Origin of the sequence: Labrenzia sp. R5_0 (genome assembly GCF_017743835.1) — a bacterium.
GTDB classification, from domain to species: Bacteria; Pseudomonadota; Alphaproteobacteria; order Rhizobiales; family Stappiaceae; genus Roseibium; species Roseibium algicola.
This window is the reverse complement of record NZ_JAGHRK010000004.1, coordinates 273,288-291,984: the sequence shown is the minus strand read 5'-3', so window position 1 is coordinate 291,984 and position 18,697 is coordinate 273,288. Positions and strand designations below refer to the sequence as shown.

Genomic DNA, 18,697 nt, shown 5'->3' with positions numbered 1-18,697 from the left:
AACGCGCGTCGGGCTGCGAGGTTCCCCGGCACTGCTTTGCGAATTCGCAAGGCGCCCGAACGAACGGATCCAGCGCCTTGCGGGACGCCCGAGTTAAGCCATGCCTGCAATCGCGCTGGCAAAATCCTTGGCCGAGAAGGGCTCGAGATCGGCCACACCTTCCCCAACACCGATGAAATGCACCGGCAGTGCGTACTTGGCGGCAATCGCGACCAGGATCCCGCCCCGGGCGGTTCCGTCAAGCTTCGTCATCACCAGACCGGTCACGCCGGCAACCTTGCCGAAGATCTCGACCTGGTTGAGTGCATTCTGGCCTGTCGTCGCATCAAGCGTCAGCAGGACCGTGTGCGGAGCTTCCGGGTCGTGCTTCTTGATCACGCGGATGACCTTCTCCAGCTCATCCATCAGCTCGGCCTTGTTCTGAAGCCGGCCCGCGGTATCGACCAGAAGCACATCGACGCCCTTCGCCTGCGCTTCCTTCATCGCATCATAGGCAAGTCCGGCGGCATCCGCGCCGGTATCGCGCGCAATCACTTCAGCCCCGGTGCGCTCACCCCAGATCTTCAGCTGTTCCACCGCAGCCGCACGGAAGGTATCGCCAGCCGCCAGCATGACGGTCTTGCCTTCCGAACGCAGCTTCTGTGACAGCTTGCCGATGGTGGTGGTCTTGCCCGTACCGTTGACCCCGACCATCAGCACCACATGCGGCTTCTTGCCGGTATCGAGATCAAGCGGCTTGGCGACGGGAACCAGCACCTTCTCAACCTCTTCGGACAGGATCGCCCGGACTTCCTCCGGCGAAATTTCCTTGTTGTAGCGCCCATCGGACAGACGGTCGGTAATCGCCATCGCCGTGTCGACACCAAGGTCTGCCTGGATCAGGATATCCTCCAGCTCCTCCAGCATGGAGGCGTCCAGCTTGCGCTTGGTGAAGATCGAGCTGATGCCTTCGGTGAGCGATGCCGAAGACCGGGACAGGCCGTTCTTCAATCGCTGGAACCAGGACAGTTTCGGCTCTTCGGCAACAGGTTCAACAGGTGCGGCCGGCACTGGCGCAGCAACAGGCGCTTCTGCGGGAGCCGGCTCGATGACCGGTTCCGGTGCGCTGGCCGTTTCAGGCGTTTGTATTTCCGGTGCCTGCGGTTCTGGTGCCAGGGTTTCTGGCGCCTGTGTTGCAGGTTCTGGTGTTGCGGGTTCTTGGCTTTCGGGTTCTGCCGGCCGGGGCGCTTCAGGTTCCGGTGTTTCTGCCTGCTCGGGCTCGACGTCGGGTCCCGTATCGGTTGGCAGAATGTCTTCCGGCTCCACCGCCGGCTTCATTGGCGAAAGTTCCGGAACGATACCAGGGCTGACATCCATTGCGATCGGCTGGAACGGCTCGTTCAGCGCCGCGACAGGCCGAACGTCCATCTCGACGTCGAGTGCCGGGTCATCTTCCTGCGGTTCTGCGGATGTTGCTTTCTGTGCCGCATCCTCTGCGGCCGGAGCAGCCTCGTCTTCCGGTTTGCTTTTGCCGCCGAAGAGACGTCCAAGAAAGCCGCGCTTTTTCTCGCTCATGAACCTGCCTTAAAAAATCTGCCCATTACTGCGTTCTTAAACTGTCGGCATCCACCGCCGAAGCCAAACCCTATACCTCATCCTGAGGAAGCGCTCAGCGCTGTCTCGAAGGATGGGCCACTTGCGCCGAGACTGCCGCCCATCCTTCGAGACGGCCCTGCGGGCCTCCTCAGGATGAGGGGGACATTGCATTTCGCCCCGGCTTCAATCCAATCTGACTCACACCACAGGCCAGCTCGTCACCACCCGATCCCTGAACCTTTCCTCAGGCAGCCCTGGAAAGGGCTTCGCCCAGAAGATGCCGGCCGGTATGTCCGATAATTCTGGTTTCGACAATCTCACCGGCATTGCCGCTGCCCAGCTCGACCTGCGTGAATTGTTCAGTCCGGCCAAGGCCTTCCTTCTCGATCAGCACGGGGCGGGTCTTGCCGACCTCGGCCTGAAGGTGCCTGACCAGCGCTTCCTCGCCCTTGGCCCTGAGGCGCGCGCCGCGTTCCTTCACGACATTGCGCGGCAGCTGCGGCATGCGCGCTGCCGGTGTGCCCTTGCGCGGCGAGAATGGAAAGACATGCAGATGCGTCAGGCCGCATTCGTCGACGATCCGGAGCGAGTTCTGGAACATGTCCTCGGTTTCCGTCGGGAAGCCGGCGATGATGTCCGCACCGAAAACCATGTCCGGCCGCAGGCGGCGAACCTCTTCGCAGAAGCGGATCGTGTCGGCCCTCAGGTGGCGCCGCTTCATCCGTTTCAGGATCATGTCGTCACCCGCCTGGAGCGACAGATGCAGATGCGGCATCAGCCGTTCGTCTTCGGCGATCACCCGCATCAGGTCGTCGTCCGCCTCGATGGAATCGATGGAAGACAGCCGCAGGCGCTTCAGGTCCGGAACCATCTTCAGGATCTTCGCCGACAGCCTGCCCAGCTTGGGGGGCCCCGGAAGGTCCGCGCCATAGGAGGTGATGTCGACACCGGTCAGCACGATCTCGTTGTAGCCATTGTCGACGAGGCGCTTGATCTGGTCGATGACCACGCCCATCGGCACGGAGCGGGAATTGCCCCGGCCATAGGGAATGATGCAGAAGGTGCAGCGGTGATCGCAACCGTTCTGGACCTGCACGAATGCACGCGCACGGCCCGTCAGCCCGTCGATCAGATGGCCTGCGGTCTCCTCGACACTCATGATGTCGTTGACCCGCACTTTCTCGGTTTCGGAAACGCCGAAGGCGGCAACGTCCTGATAGGACTTGCGCTCAAGCTTTTCCGTATTGCCGAGCACCAGATCCACTTCCTCCATGGAGGAGAAGGTCTCGCTTTCCGTCTGCGCGGCGCAGCCGGTGACAATTACCCTGGCGTTCGGGTTGTCGCGCTTGGCCTTGCGCACGGCCTGGCGGGCCTGACGAACCGCCTCGCCGGTAACGGCACAGGTGTTGATGAGGATGGCGTCCTTGAGGCCGGCAGCCTCCGCCTCGCGCTTCATCACTTCCGACTCATATGCATTGAGCCGGCAGCCGAAGGTCACGACATCGATGCTCATGACGCGGCTCCAGCCGCCAGCGGGGCGTCGCCCGTGGCGGTCTTGCGCCAGGCCAGGGTATCGAGATCGACCTCGCCTTCGAATTCCACTTCCGTCAGACCGGTCATCAGCACGTGGTTGTCGCTCTCGCGCCATTCGATCCCGATGGGACCGCCCGGCAGATGGATTGTGGTCTTGCGGCTGGTCCGGCCATCACGCGCGGCGGCTACCCCAACCGCACAGGCAGCCGTTCCACAGGCCAGCGTCAGACCGACGCCGCGTTCCCAAACCCTTACCCGGATCTGGTCGGCATCAAACACATGGGCCAGCGAAATGTTGGCGTATTCCGGAAAGATCGGATGGTGTTCCAGCAAGGGACCGACCCGCTCAAGCTCATAGGCTTCCACGTCGTCGACCCAGAAGATCGCGTGCGGATTGCCCATGTTGACGACGGCCGGCGTGTGCAGGATCGGATCATCGATAGGTCCGATCTGAAGTTCGATCGCACGGGTGTCGGCGAACTCTTCCGCAAGCGGGATTTCGTTCCAGGCAAGCCGCGGTACGCCCATGTCGACAGTCACGCTGCGCGGGCCGTCGGCATCGAACGCGTGCAGCAGCCCGGCACCGGTCTCGATGGTAACAAGCTCCTTGCCGGCTTCTTCCATCAGCAGACGGCCGATGCAGCGCGTGGCGTTGCCGCAGGCGGACACTTCACTGCCATCGCGGTTGTGAATGCGCATGAAGGCATCGACACCCAGCGAGGACCGTTCAACGGTGATCATCTGGTCGAAACCGATACCCGTCTCGCGGTCTCCCAATGCGGCAATGGCTTCGGGTGTCAGGCGCAGCGGTTTTTCACGCGCATCCCAGACCACGAAATCATTGCCAAGGCCGTTCATCTTCAAAAAGGGTCTGGTTTCAGACGCCATACCGGTCGCACTTCTTCAAAGCTTCAAGGAAAAGCGTCCGCCATCTTGCGGACATTTGCCCCTATATGGCGGAAAACACCGCAAATTACCAGTGGGGCAGGCAGTCATCGCAGATATGCGTAAACGCGCCAGCCCGTTATCACTTGGTCGTCATTGCTGGGCTTGCCCCTGCAATCCATCCGTGGGCTTTCAAAGCCGGAAGCGTACGGAAAAGAGCCGATCAAGCGGCATGGATGCCATGGACGTGCCATGGCATGACGCGATGTGTTGGTGCCCTTACAGGCTCGCCGCGCTGAACGTATCGCAGGCATTGAGGTCGCCGGACTGGAAACCCTTCTTGAACCAGCTTGCCCGCTGCGCAGAGGTGCCGTGGTTGAAGCTTTCCGGCACGACATAGCCCTGAGCCTGGCGCTGCAATGTATCGTCGCCAATCCGGCTGGCCGCGTTCAGTGCCTCATCGATATCGCCTTCCTCGACAAACCCTTTCTGCCGGGCGGCATAATGCGCCCAGATGCCGGCATAACAATCGGCCTGCAATTCGACACGTACCGATAGAGCGTTGCCTTCCGCCTTGCTGAGCGTACGCCGGGCCTTTTGGAATTCCGGCAGCACGCCAAGCACGTTCTGGATGTGGTGACCGACTTCATGCGCCAGCACATAGGCCTGTGCGAAATCACCCGGCGCATTCAGCTGGTTTGCCAGTTCCTGATAGAAGGACAGGTCGATGTAAAGCTTGCTGTCGGCTCCGCAGTAGAATGGGCCGGTGGCCGCACTGGCATATCCGCAGGCTGATGAAACCGACCCTGAAAACAGCACCAACGTCGGCTCGGAGTACGTCGCACCACCGTTTTCGAAGATCTGGCCCCAGGTGTTTTCCGTGTCGGCCAGTACGACGGAGACAAATTGCGCGGTTTCCTGGTCGGCCGCACTGCGAGGGGCCTGCGTCTGATAGGACTGCGTATCGTAACCGCCCCCGCCATCCAGCTGTCCGAGAAGTGTCAGCGGGTTGATGCCGGTCAGCCAGGCAATGCCGACGATAATCAGGAGGCCCGTCAACCCGAGGCCACCACCTCTCACCCGGCGGCCACCGACGCGCATGCGTGGTCTCCCGCCCATGGAACGCCTGTCTTCAACGTTGCTGCTGCCGCGGCGGCCTTTCCAGCGCATGTCCTGATTATCTCCGTGAACCCGAACTTCGTCATACCAGACAAGACCGCGGAAACCTATGCGGTTGGCCACCGTCTCTGCCTGTGAGACACTTTTCAAAAAACGCGGCAAGGCGCGTTCGGTTGCCCTCATTGCCAACGGAATCGTGATGCGGGTTACAGAGTTGGCAGTCATGCCGACCTAATATTGCGTCCATGGGGCAGTTATGAAGGATAACGATCATGCCCGACGTAAACGCTCAACAGGCGCAACGCCTGATCAATTTCGCCACCGAAAGACTTGGCCGGGTGGAAGGCGATGGCCAGTGCTGGACGCTGGTCGACAACGCTTTCCGGCACGTCGGCTTCAACAAGCCGGCCTCCACCTATGTCTGGGGAAGGGTGATCAACAACCTGTCGGACGCCCGGCCGGGTGACGTCTTCCAGTTCACGCGCTTCGAAGTCACGGTTCGTGTAACCCAGCCCGACGGCAGCTGGGAGGAACAGACCATGTCCCGCGGCGAACCGCGGCACACGGCGATCCTGGAAAGCGTCAACGGCAACAGGGCGACCTTTCTGGAAAGCAACGTCACAGACGACCAGACCGTCAAGCGCAACGGTTTCGGAATTCGCACGGCGACGACGACCGATGACGCCGGTGTCAGGACCTCGACCACGGTCAGTGGCAGTTTCACCATCTACCGGCCACAGGTCAGTGCCAATCCTTAAGATTGTTCGGGCCGGCTCAGGCGTGGATCACCATCTCCGCGCCAAGGCCGATGTTCTGAAGAATCAGGCGCATGTGTTCCGGTGAAACGGCAACGCAGCCTTCCGTCGGCGAATAGCCCTGCCGCGCGATGTGAAAGAAGATCGCGCTACCTTGGCCCTTCACGGCCGGGTTCAGATTGCAATCCAGCACCACGACGATGTCGTAGAGCCTGTCGTCGCGCCACATCTTCTCGTGGCTGGCCGCAAAAGGCAGTTGCACCGGCCTGTTGTAGAGGCGGTGGCCAGGGTCGTCACACCAGCCGGACGCCGGTGTCAGCGGCTCGGTCGGCAGCAGCGTTGCCGGCGGCAAGCCCCGGTCCGGGCGATAGTAGACGTGCAGCAATTCGAACCGGCCCACCGGCGTGCCGCCATCGCCTTCTCGCTTGCGCATGACAATGCCTGACCGGCCGAGCGCACACGGGACCGTGATCCGCCCAAGACTGAGCACGCCGCGTGTCCGGTTCAGAGGCGACGCACGAACCTCCAGCATTCCCGCCGATTTTTTCAAGGTTTTCATGATCCTGTCCGTTCCGCCTGTCCGCTCTGCCGGTCTTCTTGATAAACCACCCCTAAACCCCGCGTGAAGAAGAATTGACGGGACACCGCTTGTGCGGGAACAATTTCCCACGCACATAGAAGCAGGAACGCGCTTGTGTCCTTTGCACAAGTCGTCGTGAAGAGATTTTGGATTCTGGCGAGGGACGCGACGATGACCGCCCGCACGATTTTGATTGTCGATGATGATACCGAACTGCGCGAAGCGCTGGTGGAGCAGCTGTCGCTTTACGATGAATTTGAGACGATCCAGGCGGATTCGGCCACGTCCGGCATCGCCATGGCCAAGGAAGAGCACGTCGATCTGCTGCTGATGGACGTCGGCCTGCCGGACATAGATGGGCGCGAAGCGGTCAAGCTGCTGCGCAAGGGCGGTTTCAAGGCACCGATCATCATGCTGACCGGTCATGACGGCGACAGCGACACGATCCTGGGGCTTGAGGCCGGTGCCAACGACTATGTCACCAAGCCGTTCAAGTTCGCCGTGCTTCTGGCCCGTGTCCGGGCACATTTGCGCCAGCACGAACAAAGCGAAGACGCCACCTTCGCCATCGGCCGCTATTCGTTCCGGCCCGCCGCCAAGGTGATGCAGGACGACAGCGGCTCCAAGGTTCGCCTGACGGAGAAAGAAACCTCCATCCTGAAATTCCTCTACCGCGCCGGCGAAAAGCCCGTAACCCGCGACGTGCTGCTGCACGAGGTCTGGGGCTACAATTCCGGGGTGACCACCCACACGCTGGAAACCCACATCTACCGCCTCAGGCAGAAAATCGAGCGTGACCCGTCCAATGCGGAGCTTCTTGTCACAGAAGCCGGTGGATATAAGCTTGTGCCGTAACCGGTAATCGGCGTATTTCTTGGGCATGAGCCTTGCCCAAGACATTGCGATTCTCAAACAAATCCCGATGCTTTCGGACTTTCAGGACGATCAGCTGCGCCTGCTCGCCTTCAGCGCCGAAAGCATGGATTACAACCGCGGCCAGCGCCTGTTCGATCAGGGCGACCGCGCCGATGGCGGTTTGGTAATTACCAGCGGCACGGTCAGCCTGCTGACGAGGACCAAGGACGGCTTTGAGGAAATCGAGCGCGTCGGTCAGGGCACACTGCTGGGCGAGACGGCTCTTCTTGCGGAAAACAAGCGTCCTTGCCGGGCAGAAGCCGTTGACGGCGTGCGCATCATCCGCATTCGCCGCGCGCTCTTCAAACGCATGATCCAGGAATTCCCGGAACTTGCACAGCGCATGCTCGACCAGCGCGCCAGCCAGTTCCGCCAAACGGTTTCAGCCCTGCGCCCCATCGGCGAAAAGATGGCCGAACTGGAGCAGATCAACGCCGAACGCCGCGTGCGCGACGACGAGAAACAGTCGTAGGGCGAAAGCCCCGACGCTGATTGTCTCGCAATTCAAACAGGGTGGCTGAATCTGATTCTCGGCTGGTCTTCGAATTCCCTGGAGATAATCTTCACCTGTGGCCGTCATTGCCGGTGTTGATCCCGCAATCCTGGCCGTTCCACACATCCAAGCTCATCAGAAGATAAGGGGATCGGCATGGATCCCATGGTCGAGCCATGGGATGACGGGACTGGGAAACCTGGAGACTCAGCTTATTCCCTCATGGGGTGGCTCCCCAACCAGACCATTCCAATTCCTGAGACCACACCCTCTTTCCGTCATTGCCGGGCCAGACCCGGCAATCCATGCCGTGACCTTTCCGCATGAAACACCCGACCGGGGTGGAGGGTGCTCGACTTGGGTCCGAGGGAAAAGCCACGGGATGATGGTAGTGGGGTGTGAAGGCTCGGCGATATTTTACGCCCGTTTCAGCCCCAGCTTGGGGCCGAGCAGTCCGCCGATCCATTGAACCATTGCCGCCACACCAACCCCGAGCCCGATGATCCCGACCCAGATAGCCGGACGGATTGCAACGGAAAGGGCGAAGTTGGCTTGAAACACCCGGTCGGCAGGAATGCCGGTGGCAAGTGCGTACCAGGCAAATTCGATCCCGGCAGTCCCTGCAGCTGCCAGCAGCGCGCAAACCGCCAGAACCAGCGGGTTTGCAAGGCTGAAGCCTGCCTTGACCGCAAGTCTGTAGGTCATCAGCAGCACGAACATGCCTGCCATCAAGGTGGCCTGCGTGACGTCCGACTTGGACTGCAGGAAGAAGTGGAACAGCATGAGACCGCCGATCGGATAGATCAGGGTGTGCAGCCGCTGCCAGTTCCGCCCGAGTTTGCGGATGGCGCTGTCAAAGGAGGTCGCCCCCAGCACCGCCAGCCCGAACAGCGCGACAAAGCCGATGGCCAGATAGAAACGCAGAACGATTTCAGACACGACCTTGCCGAGGTTCCAGCTTTCCTGCGCAGCGTAAAGCCCCAGGTGCAAGAGCGCATAGGCAAGCACTGTCACACCCAGCATGCGCCTGACACCGACGATCCTGTTCCAGGAGAAGATCCTCCGCAGCGGGGTGACCGCCAGGGTCACAAGCAGGAAGCGCACCGTCCAGTCGCCACTGGCATGAAGCTCCATCTCGAAGGGCTCCGGCAGCACTGGTCCGAAGGCGAGTCTGTAGAAGATCTGCAACGCCGGAAGAAGCACGGCAATGAATACAGCCAATCGCAGACCGGAAAGGTTGCCGCGTCGGTCGGTCCAGGGAGCGTATGGTGCCAAGGTCATCATATCCATGCGTTCGGACTATCGCACGAAACGTTCAAGGACACTGAAAAGCTTTTCAAGCCTGCGTGAAGAAGATGAGAGGCGGTTATCCAGCTTTCCCTGTCCCGCTTCACCGGCAAGCGCCTTTCGGCGCCGCCCCTTTGTATTCAATCCGACAGGAACCAGGGATGCCCAGGTGATTTGTCATCCCGGTTTGTCGCGTCAGCGGCAAGACCGGGATCCAGTACGCCATGGGAACAGACTTCGAAAACCTTGCGAACCCAGTGAATCCTGGATCCCTGCCTTTGCAGGGATGACAAGGTTGATGGGCTTCAGGACAACACGGCTGAATGCTGTAGCCGTGATCGAAATCCGGAGGATTGCCCCTGTGAGTGGGGGATCATGTCTTGGCGACGCGTCGCGCGCCTTAAAGAACCTGAGGCAACCAAAACAAAAAAGCCGGGTCGTGAAACCCGGCTTTTCAAAAGTCTTTGCAGTCCGGCTCAGACCCAGGGACGGTCGTTGCCCATCTTGCTTTCAAAGGTGTCGATTTCACCGGCCTTCGCCATGGTCAGGCCGATGTCGTCGAGGCCGTTGATCAGGCAATGCTTGCGGAAGCTGTCGATCTTGAAGGCGATGTCGCCGCTTTCAAGACCTTTGATTTCCTGGCTTTCCAGATCGATCGTCAGCGTGAAGTTGGCGCCGCGCTCTGCCGCATGCATCAGGGTTTCCAGCTCGTCTTCGGAAACCTGGATCGGCAGAATGCCGTTCTTGAAGCAGTTGTTGTAGAAAATGTCGGCGAACGAGGTGGAGATCACGCAGCGGATGCCGAAATCAAGCAGCGCCCAGGGCGCATGCTCGCGCGAAGAACCGCAGCCGAAGTTGTCACCGGCGATCAGGATCTTGGCATTGCGGTAGGCGGCCTTGTTGAGAACGAAGCTGTCGTTCTCCGATCCGTCGTCGTTTGTGCGCATTTCGTGGAACAGCGCGGTGCCGAGGCCGGTGCGCTTGATCGTCTTCAGGAACTGCTTCGGAATGATCATGTCCGTGTCGATGTTCACGATCGGCAACGGCGCTGCGACACCGGTCAGGGTCTCAAATTTTTCCATTCTTCTTCTCTCCTGAAAGGCCTGAAAACGGATGCCGCTTACGCGGCAAGGCTGGTTGTCTGATCGACACCGAGCATCAGATTGAGGTTCTGGACCGCAGCACCGGACGCGCCCTTGCCCAGGTTGTCGTAGACGGCAACGATCGCAGCCTGCGCCCTGGCGTCATTTGCAAAGACGTGCAGATGCAGCTTGTTGGTGTCGTTGAGCGCCTGCGGGTTGAGGCTGTCGGATTTTTCGAGCGCTTCCAGCGGCGCGACCTCGACAAAACCGCCGGGTGCCGAAGCGAAATGATCGGCGATCGCCGCATGCAGCTGCTCGCCCGTCGGCACCTTGGCAAGGCCTGCCAGGTTCAACGGAACCACCGTCAGCATGCCCTTGTAGAAATCTCCGACAGTCGGAGTGAACAGTGGAGCTGCGTCGAGCAGGCCGTATTCCGTCATTTCCGGAAGATGCTTGTGATTGAACCCGAGCGCATAGGGCGCAAACGAATTTGCGCTGGTTCCGGCGGCTTCGTAATCGGCAATCATGCCCTTGCCACCACCGGAATACCCGGAGATGCCGAAATAGGTCAGGTTGAAGTCCGTCGGCAGCAGCTCCGCGGCAATCAGCGGACGAACCGCCGCGATCAGGCCTTGCGGCCAGCAGCCCGGATTGGCAACGCGCATGGCCGCGGCGATGATGTCGGCCTGGTCGAGGTCCATTTCGGCAAAACCGTAGGCCCAGCCCTCGGCAACCCGGTGGGCGCTGGAAGCATCAATCACACGGGTGGTGTCGTTCTCGATCAGGGCAATACTTTCCTTGGCCGCCGCATCCGGCAGGCAAAGAATGGCAATATCGGCCTTGTTGAGGTAGTCGGCCCGGGCAGCCGGATCCTTCCGGCTTTCGTCCGGAATGGAGATCAGCTCAAGGTCGCGGCGCATGGCAAGGCGCTCGCGGATCTGCAGACCCGTCGTACCGGCTTCACCATCAATAAACACGCGCGCAACCATCGCCCGTTCCTCTCCCTCTCATGATCGCCGCCAGTTTCGAACCCCAGGGCCCGAAAGCCGTCAGGCAGATCGGTGCAAAATCGCAAGCGTCATACACCCAATCGCGCGGCTTGTCACCGCCGCGCGACGCTCCGTTATCTCAACGGGCCCTTGAGTGATACTCATCATTCGGGCGCATGTCGGACGCCGCAGCCACCCTGTTGGACATGTTGAAGAAGCCCGTTACCGAGGCGATGTCCCAGATGTCGCGATCCGTAAACCCGACATCGCGCAGGGCTTGCCGGTCGCTTTCCACGATTTCCGCCGGCTTCTCCGTCAACTTGACGGCGAAGTCGAGCATCGCCCGCTGCTTTGGCGAAAGGTCCGCAACGCGGTAGTTCATCACCATCAGTTCCCCCAGCACGGGGTCCCCGGAAAGCTCGCGCACCGCAGCACCATGAGCCGTCAGACAATAAAAACAGCGGTTGACCGCTGATACCGCAACGGCAATCATCTCTCTCTCGAGCTTGGAGAGTGTACATTCGCCCAGCATGAGGTCGTTGTACATGTCGGTGAAGGCGCGCAGCTTCGTTTCGTCGAACGCATATGCCTTGAGGACGTTGGGAACGAGACCCAGCTTCTCCTGGCACAAGTCGAAATAAGCCTGTGTCTTTTCACTCAATGTTACATTTGAATCGATTTGCAAGGCCGTGACTTTACTTGACAATTTGCTCCTCCCGTCATGAAACCGTTTATGTCGCTGAAATATGAACTTAAGTCTTAGAACGAGCGAGCGACAGAGCCAAACCATACGATCGCCTAAGGGGATGGAAAATGCCGGACAAACACGACGTCGAGAAACTCAAACTCATCGACGCGGTCCAAGCAACCTTGAATCAGGAAGATCCGGCTCTCGCCGAGTTTTCCCGCGCCTTTTATGACCGGGGCGCAGCGGAAGACCTCGTGGCCTACACCGCGGAAGAGCTGACCGGCTTTGCCCGGGACGCCTGGCAGGATTTCCAGAACCACGAACTCGGCACGCATCGTGTCAGCATCGCCGATCCGGCGTTCAAGGCACAGGGCAGCAAGGTCAAGGGCGTCTCGATTATCGAGATCGTCAACGACAACATGCCCTTCCTGGTCGATTCCGTCATGGACGAGCTGCAGGAAAGCAAGATCGAAGTGCATCTGGTCCTGCACCCGATCTTCATCGTGGAACGGGATGACAACGGCAAACTGACAAGCGCAACGGCCCGCAAGAAACCACCGAAGCGGACCGATCGGCAGGAAAGCCTCATCCATATCCACGTGACACGGATTGATTCGCCCGAAGCCCGCGCGGCCCTCAAGGCACGACTCGACAAGGTTCTGTCCGATGTCCGCGCCGTCGTGTCGGACTTCAAGCCGATGCAGGAACGCCTGGCGGAGGCCATCGACACCTACAAGACCACGCAAATTCCCGGCAGCAGCGACGAGTTGTGGGAAGCAATCCACTTCCTGGAGTGGATGGAGAACGACAACTTCATTTTCCTCGGCATGCGCGAATACATGTTCGAAGGCGGCGTCGAGGAGGGCGAGCTTTCCCCCCATGAGGGCACGGGCCTCGGCCTCTTGTCCGACCCGGACGTGCGCGTTCTCCGCCGCGGCACGGAGTTCGTGCAGATCACGCCGGAAATTCGCGAGTTCCTGAAGAAACCCGAACCGCTGATCATCGCCAAGGCCAACGTGAAGAGCACCGTGCACCGGCGCGTGCACATGGATTACGTCGGCGCCAAGCTTTATGACGACGAAGGCAACATGAACGGTGAGCTGCGCATTGTCGGCCTGTTCGCCTCGACCGCCTATACCGAACCGACCAGCACCATCCCGTTCCTGCGCCGCAAGGTTGCCAGCGTTCTGGCCCGCGCCGGCTACGGGTCGGAAAGCCATTCCGGCCGCGCCCTCCGCAACGTTCTGGAAGCTTTCCCGCGTGACGAGCTGTTCCAGATCGAACGGGAGCGCCTGTTCGACTTTTCCATCGCCATCCTGCAGCTGGACGAGCGCCCGCGCATTCGCGTGCTGTCCCGCCCGGACAAGTTCGACCGCTATGTCTCCATTCTGGTCTTCGTCCCGCGTGATCGCTATTCCACCGAAGTTCGCCTGAACGTCGGCACCTATCTGGCCTCGGTCTATGAAGGACGCGTGTCGGCCTGGTACGTTACCTATCCAGAAGGTCCGCTGGCGCGGGTTCACTACATCATCGGCCGCGATCGCGGGGAAACGCCGACGCCCCAGCAGGAAGAGCTGGAGGCCGCCGTTGCCGACATGGTGCGCACCTGGTCCGACAGCGTGCGCGACGCGCTCAAGGACGAATTCGCACCTTCACAGGCCCGCAAGCTGGCCGACCGTTACGCGCTTTCGTTCCATGGCGGCTACAAGGAAGTCTACAACGCCCAGTCCGCGCTGTTCGACATCGTCAAGCTGGAAACCCTGTCCGACAAGAACGACACCACCATCACGTTCCACCGCCAGGCCGGCACCAGGGACAGCCGCCTGTCGCTGAAGGTCTATCACCGCGGTTCGCCGATCCCGCTGTCCGCGCGCGTGCCGCTTCTGGAAAACATGGGTTTCCGGGTGATCAACGAGCGGACCTACCGCATCACGCCGGCCGATGCCCCCTTGTCCTACCTGCACGAAATGACGCTGGAATCGCGCAGCGGTGAAGACATCGTCTTTTCCGATCAGCTGCAACCCCGGCTGGAAAGCATGTTCATGGCAGTCTGGACCGGGCTGGCGGAAGACGACGGCTATAACCGCCTGGTGCTGACGGCGGAGCTTGCCTGGCGCGACGTGGCGGTGATCCGCGCGCTGTCGAGATACCTGCGCCAGGCCGGCATCCGCTTCTCCGAAGACTATATGTGGTCCACGCTCAACAACTACCCGAAGATCGCGGCCAAACTGGTGGAACTGTTCCACCTGCGCTTCAACCCGGATGTCACCGAAAAGGACCGGGACCTCGGCACGGAACGGCTGGAAAGCGAACTGACCGCCGATCTGGAGGACGTCGCCAGCCTTGACGACGACCGCATCCTGCGCCGGTTCCAGAACACGATTGAATCGATCCTGCGCACGAACTTCTACCAGCTCGACAAGAAGGGGCAGCCCAAGCCGACCTTTGCCTTCAAGATCGACAGCCGCCAGATCGACGACCTGCCCCAACCGCGTCCGTTCCGGGAAATCTTCGTCTACAGCCCCCGCGTGGAAGGCGTGCACCTGCGTTTCGGCATGGTTGCCCGTGGCGGCCTGCGCTGGTCTGACCGGCCGCAGGACTTCCGCACCGAAGTGCTGGGTCTGGTGAAGGCACAGCAGGTGAAGAACGCAGTGATCGTCCCGGTCGGTGCCAAGGGCGGTTTCGTACCCAAGAACCTGCCGCCGATGAGCGATCGCGATGCCTGGTTCAAGGAAGGCACCGAAAGCTACAAGATCTTCATCAACGCCCTTCTGGACGTGACCGACAACCTCGGCGAGGACAACATCCTGCCGCCGGAGCGCGTGCAGCGCTATGACGGTGACGACCCCTATCTGGTGGTTGCAGCCGACAAGGGCACGGCCACCTTCTCCGATACCGCCAACGGCATTTCGGAAGGAAGGCATTTCTGGCTGGGCGACGCTTTCGCCTCCGGCGGGTCCGCCGGCTACGATCACAAGAAGATGGGCATCACCGCACGCGGCGCCTGGGAAGCGGTCAAGCGGCACTTCCGCGAGATGAACCGGGATATCCAGACCCAGCCCTTCACGGCGGCCGGTGTCGGCGACATGTCCGGCGACGTCTTCGGCAACGGCATGTTGCTGTCGAAGGCAACCAGACTGATCGCGGCCTTCGATCACCGCGACATCTTCATTGATCCGGATCCGGACCCGGCAAAGACCTGGGAAGAGCGCAAGCGGATGTTCGACCTCGGCCGCTCGTCCTGGAAGGACTACAACACCGACCTGATTTCCAAGGGTGGCGGCATCTTCTCGCGCCAGCTGAAGTCCATTCCGCTTTCACCGGAGATGCAGTCCCTGCTCAACCTGAACAAGGGCAGCGCAACGCCGCAGGAAGTGATGACCGCCATCTTGAAGATGGAAGTCGACCTGCTGTGGTTCGGCGGTATCGGCACTTATATTCGCGCCAAGTCCGAGACGGACGCCGATGTGGGCGATCGTGCCAATGACCCGATCCGCATCACCGCATCGGAAATCGGCGCAAAGGTGATCGGCGAAGGTGCCAACCTCGGCCTGACCCAGCTCGCCCGTATCGAGTTCAACAAGAAGGGTGGACGCTGCAACTCCGATGCGATCGACAATTCCGCCGGGGTGAACTCCTCGGACATGGAGGTCAACATCAAGATCGCCCTCGGCGCCGCGGTGAAATCCGGCAAGCTGACCATCGAGCAGCGCAACGAACTTCTGGCCGAAATGACCGACGAGGTCGCCGAACTCGTGTTGCGGAACAACTACCTGCAGACCCTGGCCATCTCCATGACCGAACTGCGCGGCATGGAAGACTTCGGCTACCAGGTGCGCATGATGCGCCAGCTGGAACAGGCAGGCCTTCTGGACCGGGTGGTCGAACAGCTGCCGGACGAGGCAACACTCGACGAGATGCGCAAGGCCGGGCAGCTGCTGACCCGCGCCGAACTGGGCGTGCTGCTGGCCTATGCCAAGATCACGCTTTACGACGCGCTGCTGGAAAGCTCGGTTCCGGACGACGATTATCTGGCGCGCGAACTGTTCCGGTATTTCCCGGACCAGATGGCCGACACCTACAAGGACGAGATCAGCGGCCACCGCCTGCGGCGTGAAATCATCGCCACGATGCTGGCCAACTCGATGATCAACCGGGGCGGGGCGACCTTCATCACCCGTCTGCGTGACCAGACCGACGCAACCGCGACCGAAATCGCTCAGGGCTTCGTTGCCGTGCGCAACAGCTACGACCTGACCGATCTCAACACGGAGATCGACCAGCTCGACACAAAGATCGACGGCGCTCTGCAGCTGGAGCTCTATTCGGAAATCCAGTCGCTGCTTCTGGAACGGGTCGTCTGGTTCAAGCGCAACGTGTCCTTCGACAAGGGCCTGTTTGCCGTTGTCGAGCGGTTCCGTGCCGGTATCGCCGCGCTGCGCGACCGCCTGGAAGCGGTCTTGCCGGAAGAACCCGCCGCGGTCCTGGCGGAGCGCACTGCAGCCTTCGTGGAGCAGGGTGTTCCGGAAAGCCTCGCGCGGCGGATTGCCTGGCTGCCGGCCGAGCGGGCCATTCCCGATATCGTCATCGTGTCGGAAGAAACCGGAGCAGATCTGGATACGGCTGCAAGGGCCTATTTCGAAGTTGCTCACCATTTCCAGCTCGGTGCGATGCTCGAGCTCGCCAACGATCTCGACGTCCGGGACTACTACGACGGCCTCGCACTCGACCGGGCACGGGCCATGCTGGTCTCCGCGCAGCGCGCCCTGGCCATCGCGGCGGTTCGCGCCGGCGGTTTTACAAGCTGGCTGGAGGAACACGAGGCGGAAGTGGGCCGGCGCAAACGCTCTGTTTCCGAAATCCTCGACGGCGGTCTCAGCGTGTCGAAATTCTCCGTGGCGGCAAGCCTGCTCGCGGAAATCTGCGGCACCGCGTAACCGGGCGGAAATCGCGTTATGGGGCCGGCAGTTCCGCTGCCGGCCTTGGCTTTTCAGCGGTATTGCCGTCGCCCCGGCAACACTATGCGCGAGCGGGGAATGGAGAGCCAGCGGCACCCAAGGCAAAGCGTACCTTCCCAAGATGATCTTTGGCTCACCGATCCCGGATCTTCGCTGCGCGGTGTCCGGGATGAGGTGATATGTGTTGCCAGGCTGGTGAGAGGCCCACCTTCCCACACCCTCATCCTGAGGAGCCGCGCAAGTGGCGTCTCGAAGGATGGGCCGCATACGCCAACCGAAACTCTCTCCTGCAACAGACACCGGATATTCGCAAACACCTGTGGGCTTCAGGAGCGGGAAGCGATATGCATGAATGAGTTGGGCTCGTCCCGGTCTTGATCCCCCAGGCAGCGAGTTGCCCTTTTCCATGACAACCGTTTCAGACATCCCGTTGCAATCTACCGACAGGCGCGCCGTTCTCTCCTGGGCGCTGTTCGACTGGGCGGCACAGCCCTTTTTCACGCTGATCACAACATTCGTCTTTGCGCCTTACTTTGCCTCGACACTGGCCGCGACCCCGGCCGAAGGCCAATCGCTTTGGGGATACGCAACTGCGGCCGCCGGACTGTGCATTGCCTTTGCAGCACCGGTACTGGGCTCGATCGCGGACGCAACAGGCCGGCGAAAACGCTGGATCCTTCTCTTCTCGTTGCCGTTTGTCATCTGTTGCTGGGCATTCTGGTACGCCGCTCCGGGAAGCCCGAATGGCATCGCCATCGCGCTCATCGCCTTTGCCATCGGCACACTGTCCATCGAAATCGCGACCGTCTTCAACAACGCCATGATGCCTTCGCTGGTGCCGCCGGAACGCATCGGACGCCTGTCCAGTTTCGGCTGGGCACTCGGCTACGCCAGTGGACTGGTCACGCTGGTGATCGCCCTCGGATTTTTCGCCGCCAGCCCCGAGTCAGGCAAGACCCTGCTGGGTTTCAAGCCGGTTCTGGGTCTTGATGCGGCGACACAGGAAGGCGATCGCGCCGTCGGGCCGTTCTCCGCGCTCTGGTATCTCGTTTTCGTGTTGCCGATGTTTCTCTTCGTGCCGGACGTGCCGCACCAGGCAAAGATCGGTCCAGCCATCCGCGCTGGCCTTGCAAACCTGCGCATGAGCCTGGCCCAGGCACGCACAAACAGGAATATCTTCCTGTTCCTTCTCGCCAACATGATCTTCAAGGATGGCCTTGTCGCCCTCTTCGCGTTCGGCGGAATATATGCCGCCGGCCAGCTTGGCTGGGGATCCATCGAAATCGGCACTTTCGGCATCATCCTGACCATCACCGGAACACTGGGCCTGTTGCTGGGCGGGCCGATGGATGATCGTTTCGGGGCCAAGCCGGTGATTGTCTTCTCGCTCATCGTTCTGATGATCTGCGGCCTCGGCATGATCTCCATCGACCGGACAACGGTGTTCTTTGTCATCAAGACCGCCGCTGCCCCCGAGGGTGCCCTCTTCGCGTCGCTGCCGGAACAGGTGTTCATTGCACTCGGCGGTGTCATCGGCGCGGTGTCCGGCCCGTTGCAGGCCTCCTGCCGCAGTCTTCTGGTCCGCATAGCCCCGCCGCAGCACGTGACCCAGTATTTCGGTCTTCTGGCGCTCTCCGGAAAGGTCACCAGCTTCCTGGCCCCGCTCACCGTCGGCGTGGTAACCGCCCTGACTGCCAGCCAACCCGCCGGCATGTCCGTCATCCTGGTCTTTTTCGGAGTTGGCCTCCTGTTGTTGTTGCGGGTGCGGGAGCGCTAACAGACGCTTTTTTAGGAAACGGTGCGGGCATTGCCCAAACAAAAACGCGCCGGAAAATCCG

14 protein-coding genes are annotated in these 18,697 nt (G+C 60.9%); 5 read left to right on the top strand and 9 right to left on the bottom strand.

What is annotated here, in order from left to right:
* Positions 1-93: 93 nt before the first annotated feature.
* The 4 genes from ftsY to J7447_RS21245 all read right to left on the bottom strand — a co-directional run bounded on the left by ftsY (position 94) and on the right by J7447_RS21245 (position 5,163).
* Complete coding sequence (gene ftsY / locus J7447_RS21260; protein ID WP_209170842.1) at positions 94-1,554, bottom strand: signal recognition particle-docking protein FtsY; 1,461 nt, start codon at positions 1,552-1,554, stop codon at positions 94-96.
* A 265-nt stretch (positions 1,555-1,819) separates the two neighbouring features.
* Positions 1,820-3,088, bottom strand: coding sequence for a tRNA (N(6)-L-threonylcarbamoyladenosine(37)-C(2))-methylthiotransferase MtaB (mtaB, locus tag J7447_RS21255; protein ID WP_209170840.1), 1,269 nt, complete (start codon positions 3,086-3,088; stop codon positions 1,820-1,822).
* Positions 3,085-3,996: a diaminopimelate epimerase gene (dapF, locus tag J7447_RS21250; RefSeq protein ID WP_209170837.1), complete on the bottom strand. Its 912-nt coding sequence runs from the start codon at positions 3,994-3,996 to the stop codon at positions 3,085-3,087. The genes mtaB and dapF overlap by 4 nt, the downstream gene beginning before the upstream one ends.
* Before the next feature lie 276 nt (positions 3,997-4,272).
* Entirely contained in the window at positions 4,273-5,163 is an 891-nt protein-coding gene (locus J7447_RS21245; RefSeq protein WP_209171098.1) for a neutral zinc metallopeptidase, read from the bottom strand.
* Positions 5,164-5,384: 221 nt separating this feature from the next.
* Here J7447_RS21245 and J7447_RS21240 point away from each other — a divergent pair, with 221 nt between their 5' ends.
* Complete coding sequence (locus J7447_RS21240) at positions 5,385-5,870, top strand: hypothetical protein (RefSeq protein WP_055660126.1); 486 nt, start codon at positions 5,385-5,387, stop codon at positions 5,868-5,870.
* A 16-nt stretch (positions 5,871-5,886) separates the two neighbouring features.
* Here the strand turns inward: J7447_RS21240 and J7447_RS21235 are convergent, their stop codons facing one another.
* Positions 5,887-6,426 carry a L,D-transpeptidase family protein gene (locus J7447_RS21235; protein WP_055660129.1) on the bottom strand — a complete coding sequence of 180 codons (540 nt, stop codon included), beginning with the start codon at positions 6,424-6,426 and terminating at the stop codon, positions 5,887-5,889.
* A gap of 192 nt (positions 6,427-6,618) precedes the next feature.
* Between J7447_RS21235 and J7447_RS21230 the strand changes: the two genes are divergently transcribed.
* The gene (locus J7447_RS21230) at positions 6,619-7,302 is read left to right on the top strand and encodes a response regulator transcription factor (protein ID WP_023002571.1); all 684 of its coding nucleotides are present in this window, start codon (positions 6,619-6,621) and stop codon (positions 7,300-7,302) included.
* 25 nt (positions 7,303-7,327) lie between these two features.
* The gene (locus J7447_RS21225) at positions 7,328-7,834 is read left to right on the top strand and encodes a cyclic nucleotide-binding domain-containing protein (RefSeq protein ID WP_055660131.1); all 507 of its coding nucleotides are present in this window, start codon (positions 7,328-7,330) and stop codon (positions 7,832-7,834) included.
* Between the two features lie 438 nt (positions 7,835-8,272).
* On the opposite strand, the gene J7447_RS21220 is transcribed toward J7447_RS21225, so the two are convergent.
* From J7447_RS21220 to J7447_RS21205, 4 genes are all read right to left on the bottom strand, one after another.
* Positions 8,273-9,139 (bottom strand): protein-methionine-sulfoxide reductase heme-binding subunit MsrQ, encoded by an 867-nt coding sequence (locus tag J7447_RS21220; protein WP_209170836.1) that lies wholly within the window; start codon positions 9,137-9,139, stop codon positions 8,273-8,275.
* 479 nt (positions 9,140-9,618) lie between these two features.
* Entirely contained in the window at positions 9,619-10,224 is a 606-nt protein-coding gene (leuD, locus tag J7447_RS21215; RefSeq protein WP_209170835.1) for a 3-isopropylmalate dehydratase small subunit, read from the bottom strand.
* A 38-nt stretch (positions 10,225-10,262) separates the two neighbouring features.
* The gene (gene argC, locus J7447_RS21210; RefSeq protein ID WP_209170834.1) at positions 10,263-11,213 is read right to left on the bottom strand and encodes an N-acetyl-gamma-glutamyl-phosphate reductase; all 951 of its coding nucleotides are present in this window, start codon (positions 11,211-11,213) and stop codon (positions 10,263-10,265) included.
* Between the two features lie 139 nt (positions 11,214-11,352).
* The gene (locus J7447_RS21205; protein ID WP_031270047.1) at positions 11,353-11,919 is read right to left on the bottom strand and encodes a peroxidase-related enzyme; all 567 of its coding nucleotides are present in this window, start codon (positions 11,917-11,919) and stop codon (positions 11,353-11,355) included.
* A gap of 107 nt (positions 11,920-12,026) precedes the next feature.
* Here J7447_RS21205 and J7447_RS21200 point away from each other — a divergent pair, with 107 nt between their 5' ends.
* Both J7447_RS21200 and J7447_RS21195 read left to right on the top strand, forming a co-directional pair.
* A complete protein-coding gene (locus J7447_RS21200) occupies positions 12,027-16,838 on the top strand; it encodes an NAD-glutamate dehydrogenase (RefSeq protein ID WP_209170833.1) in 4,812 nt (1,603 codons plus the stop codon).
* A gap of 427 nt (positions 16,839-17,265) precedes the next feature.
* Positions 17,266-18,636: an MFS transporter gene (locus J7447_RS21195; RefSeq protein WP_209170832.1), complete on the top strand. Its 1,371-nt coding sequence runs from the start codon at positions 17,266-17,268 to the stop codon at positions 18,634-18,636.
* The last annotated feature ends 61 nt before the right edge of the window (positions 18,637-18,697 follow it).

Bases quoted from the DNA above. Each gene is read 5' to 3' on its own strand.
- ftsY (WP_209170842.1), bottom strand. From the start codon at position 1,554: ATGAGCGAGAAAAAGCGCGGCTTTCTTGGACGTCTCTTCGGCGGCAAA.
- mtaB (WP_209170840.1), bottom strand. From the start codon at position 3,088: ATGAGCATCGATGTCGTGACCTTCGGCTGCCGGCTCAATGCATATGAG.
- dapF (WP_209170837.1), bottom strand. From the start codon at position 3,996: ATGGCGTCTGAAACCAGACCCTTTTTGAAGATGAACGGCCTTGGCAAT.
- J7447_RS21245 (WP_209171098.1), bottom strand. From the start codon at position 5,163: ATGCGCTGGAAAGGCCGCCGCGGCAGCAGCAACGTTGAAGACAGGCGT.
- J7447_RS21240 (WP_055660126.1), top strand. From the start codon at position 5,385: ATGCCCGACGTAAACGCTCAACAGGCGCAACGCCTGATCAATTTCGCC.
- J7447_RS21235 (WP_055660129.1), bottom strand. From the start codon at position 6,426: ATGAAAACCTTGAAAAAATCGGCGGGAATGCTGGAGGTTCGTGCGTCG.
- J7447_RS21230 (WP_023002571.1), top strand. From the start codon at position 6,619: ATGACCGCCCGCACGATTTTGATTGTCGATGATGATACCGAACTGCGC.
- J7447_RS21225 (WP_055660131.1), top strand. From the start codon at position 7,328: ATGAGCCTTGCCCAAGACATTGCGATTCTCAAACAAATCCCGATGCTT.
- J7447_RS21220 (WP_209170836.1), bottom strand. From the start codon at position 9,139: ATGATGACCTTGGCACCATACGCTCCCTGGACCGACCGACGCGGCAAC.
- leuD (WP_209170835.1), bottom strand. From the start codon at position 10,224: ATGGAAAAATTTGAGACCCTGACCGGTGTCGCAGCGCCGTTGCCGATC.
- argC (WP_209170834.1), bottom strand. From the start codon at position 11,213: ATGGTTGCGCGCGTGTTTATTGATGGTGAAGCCGGTACGACGGGTCTG.
- J7447_RS21200 (WP_209170833.1), top strand. From the start codon at position 12,027: ATGCCGGACAAACACGACGTCGAGAAACTCAAACTCATCGACGCGGTC.
- J7447_RS21195 (WP_209170832.1), top strand. From the start codon at position 17,266: ATGACAACCGTTTCAGACATCCCGTTGCAATCTACCGACAGGCGCGCC.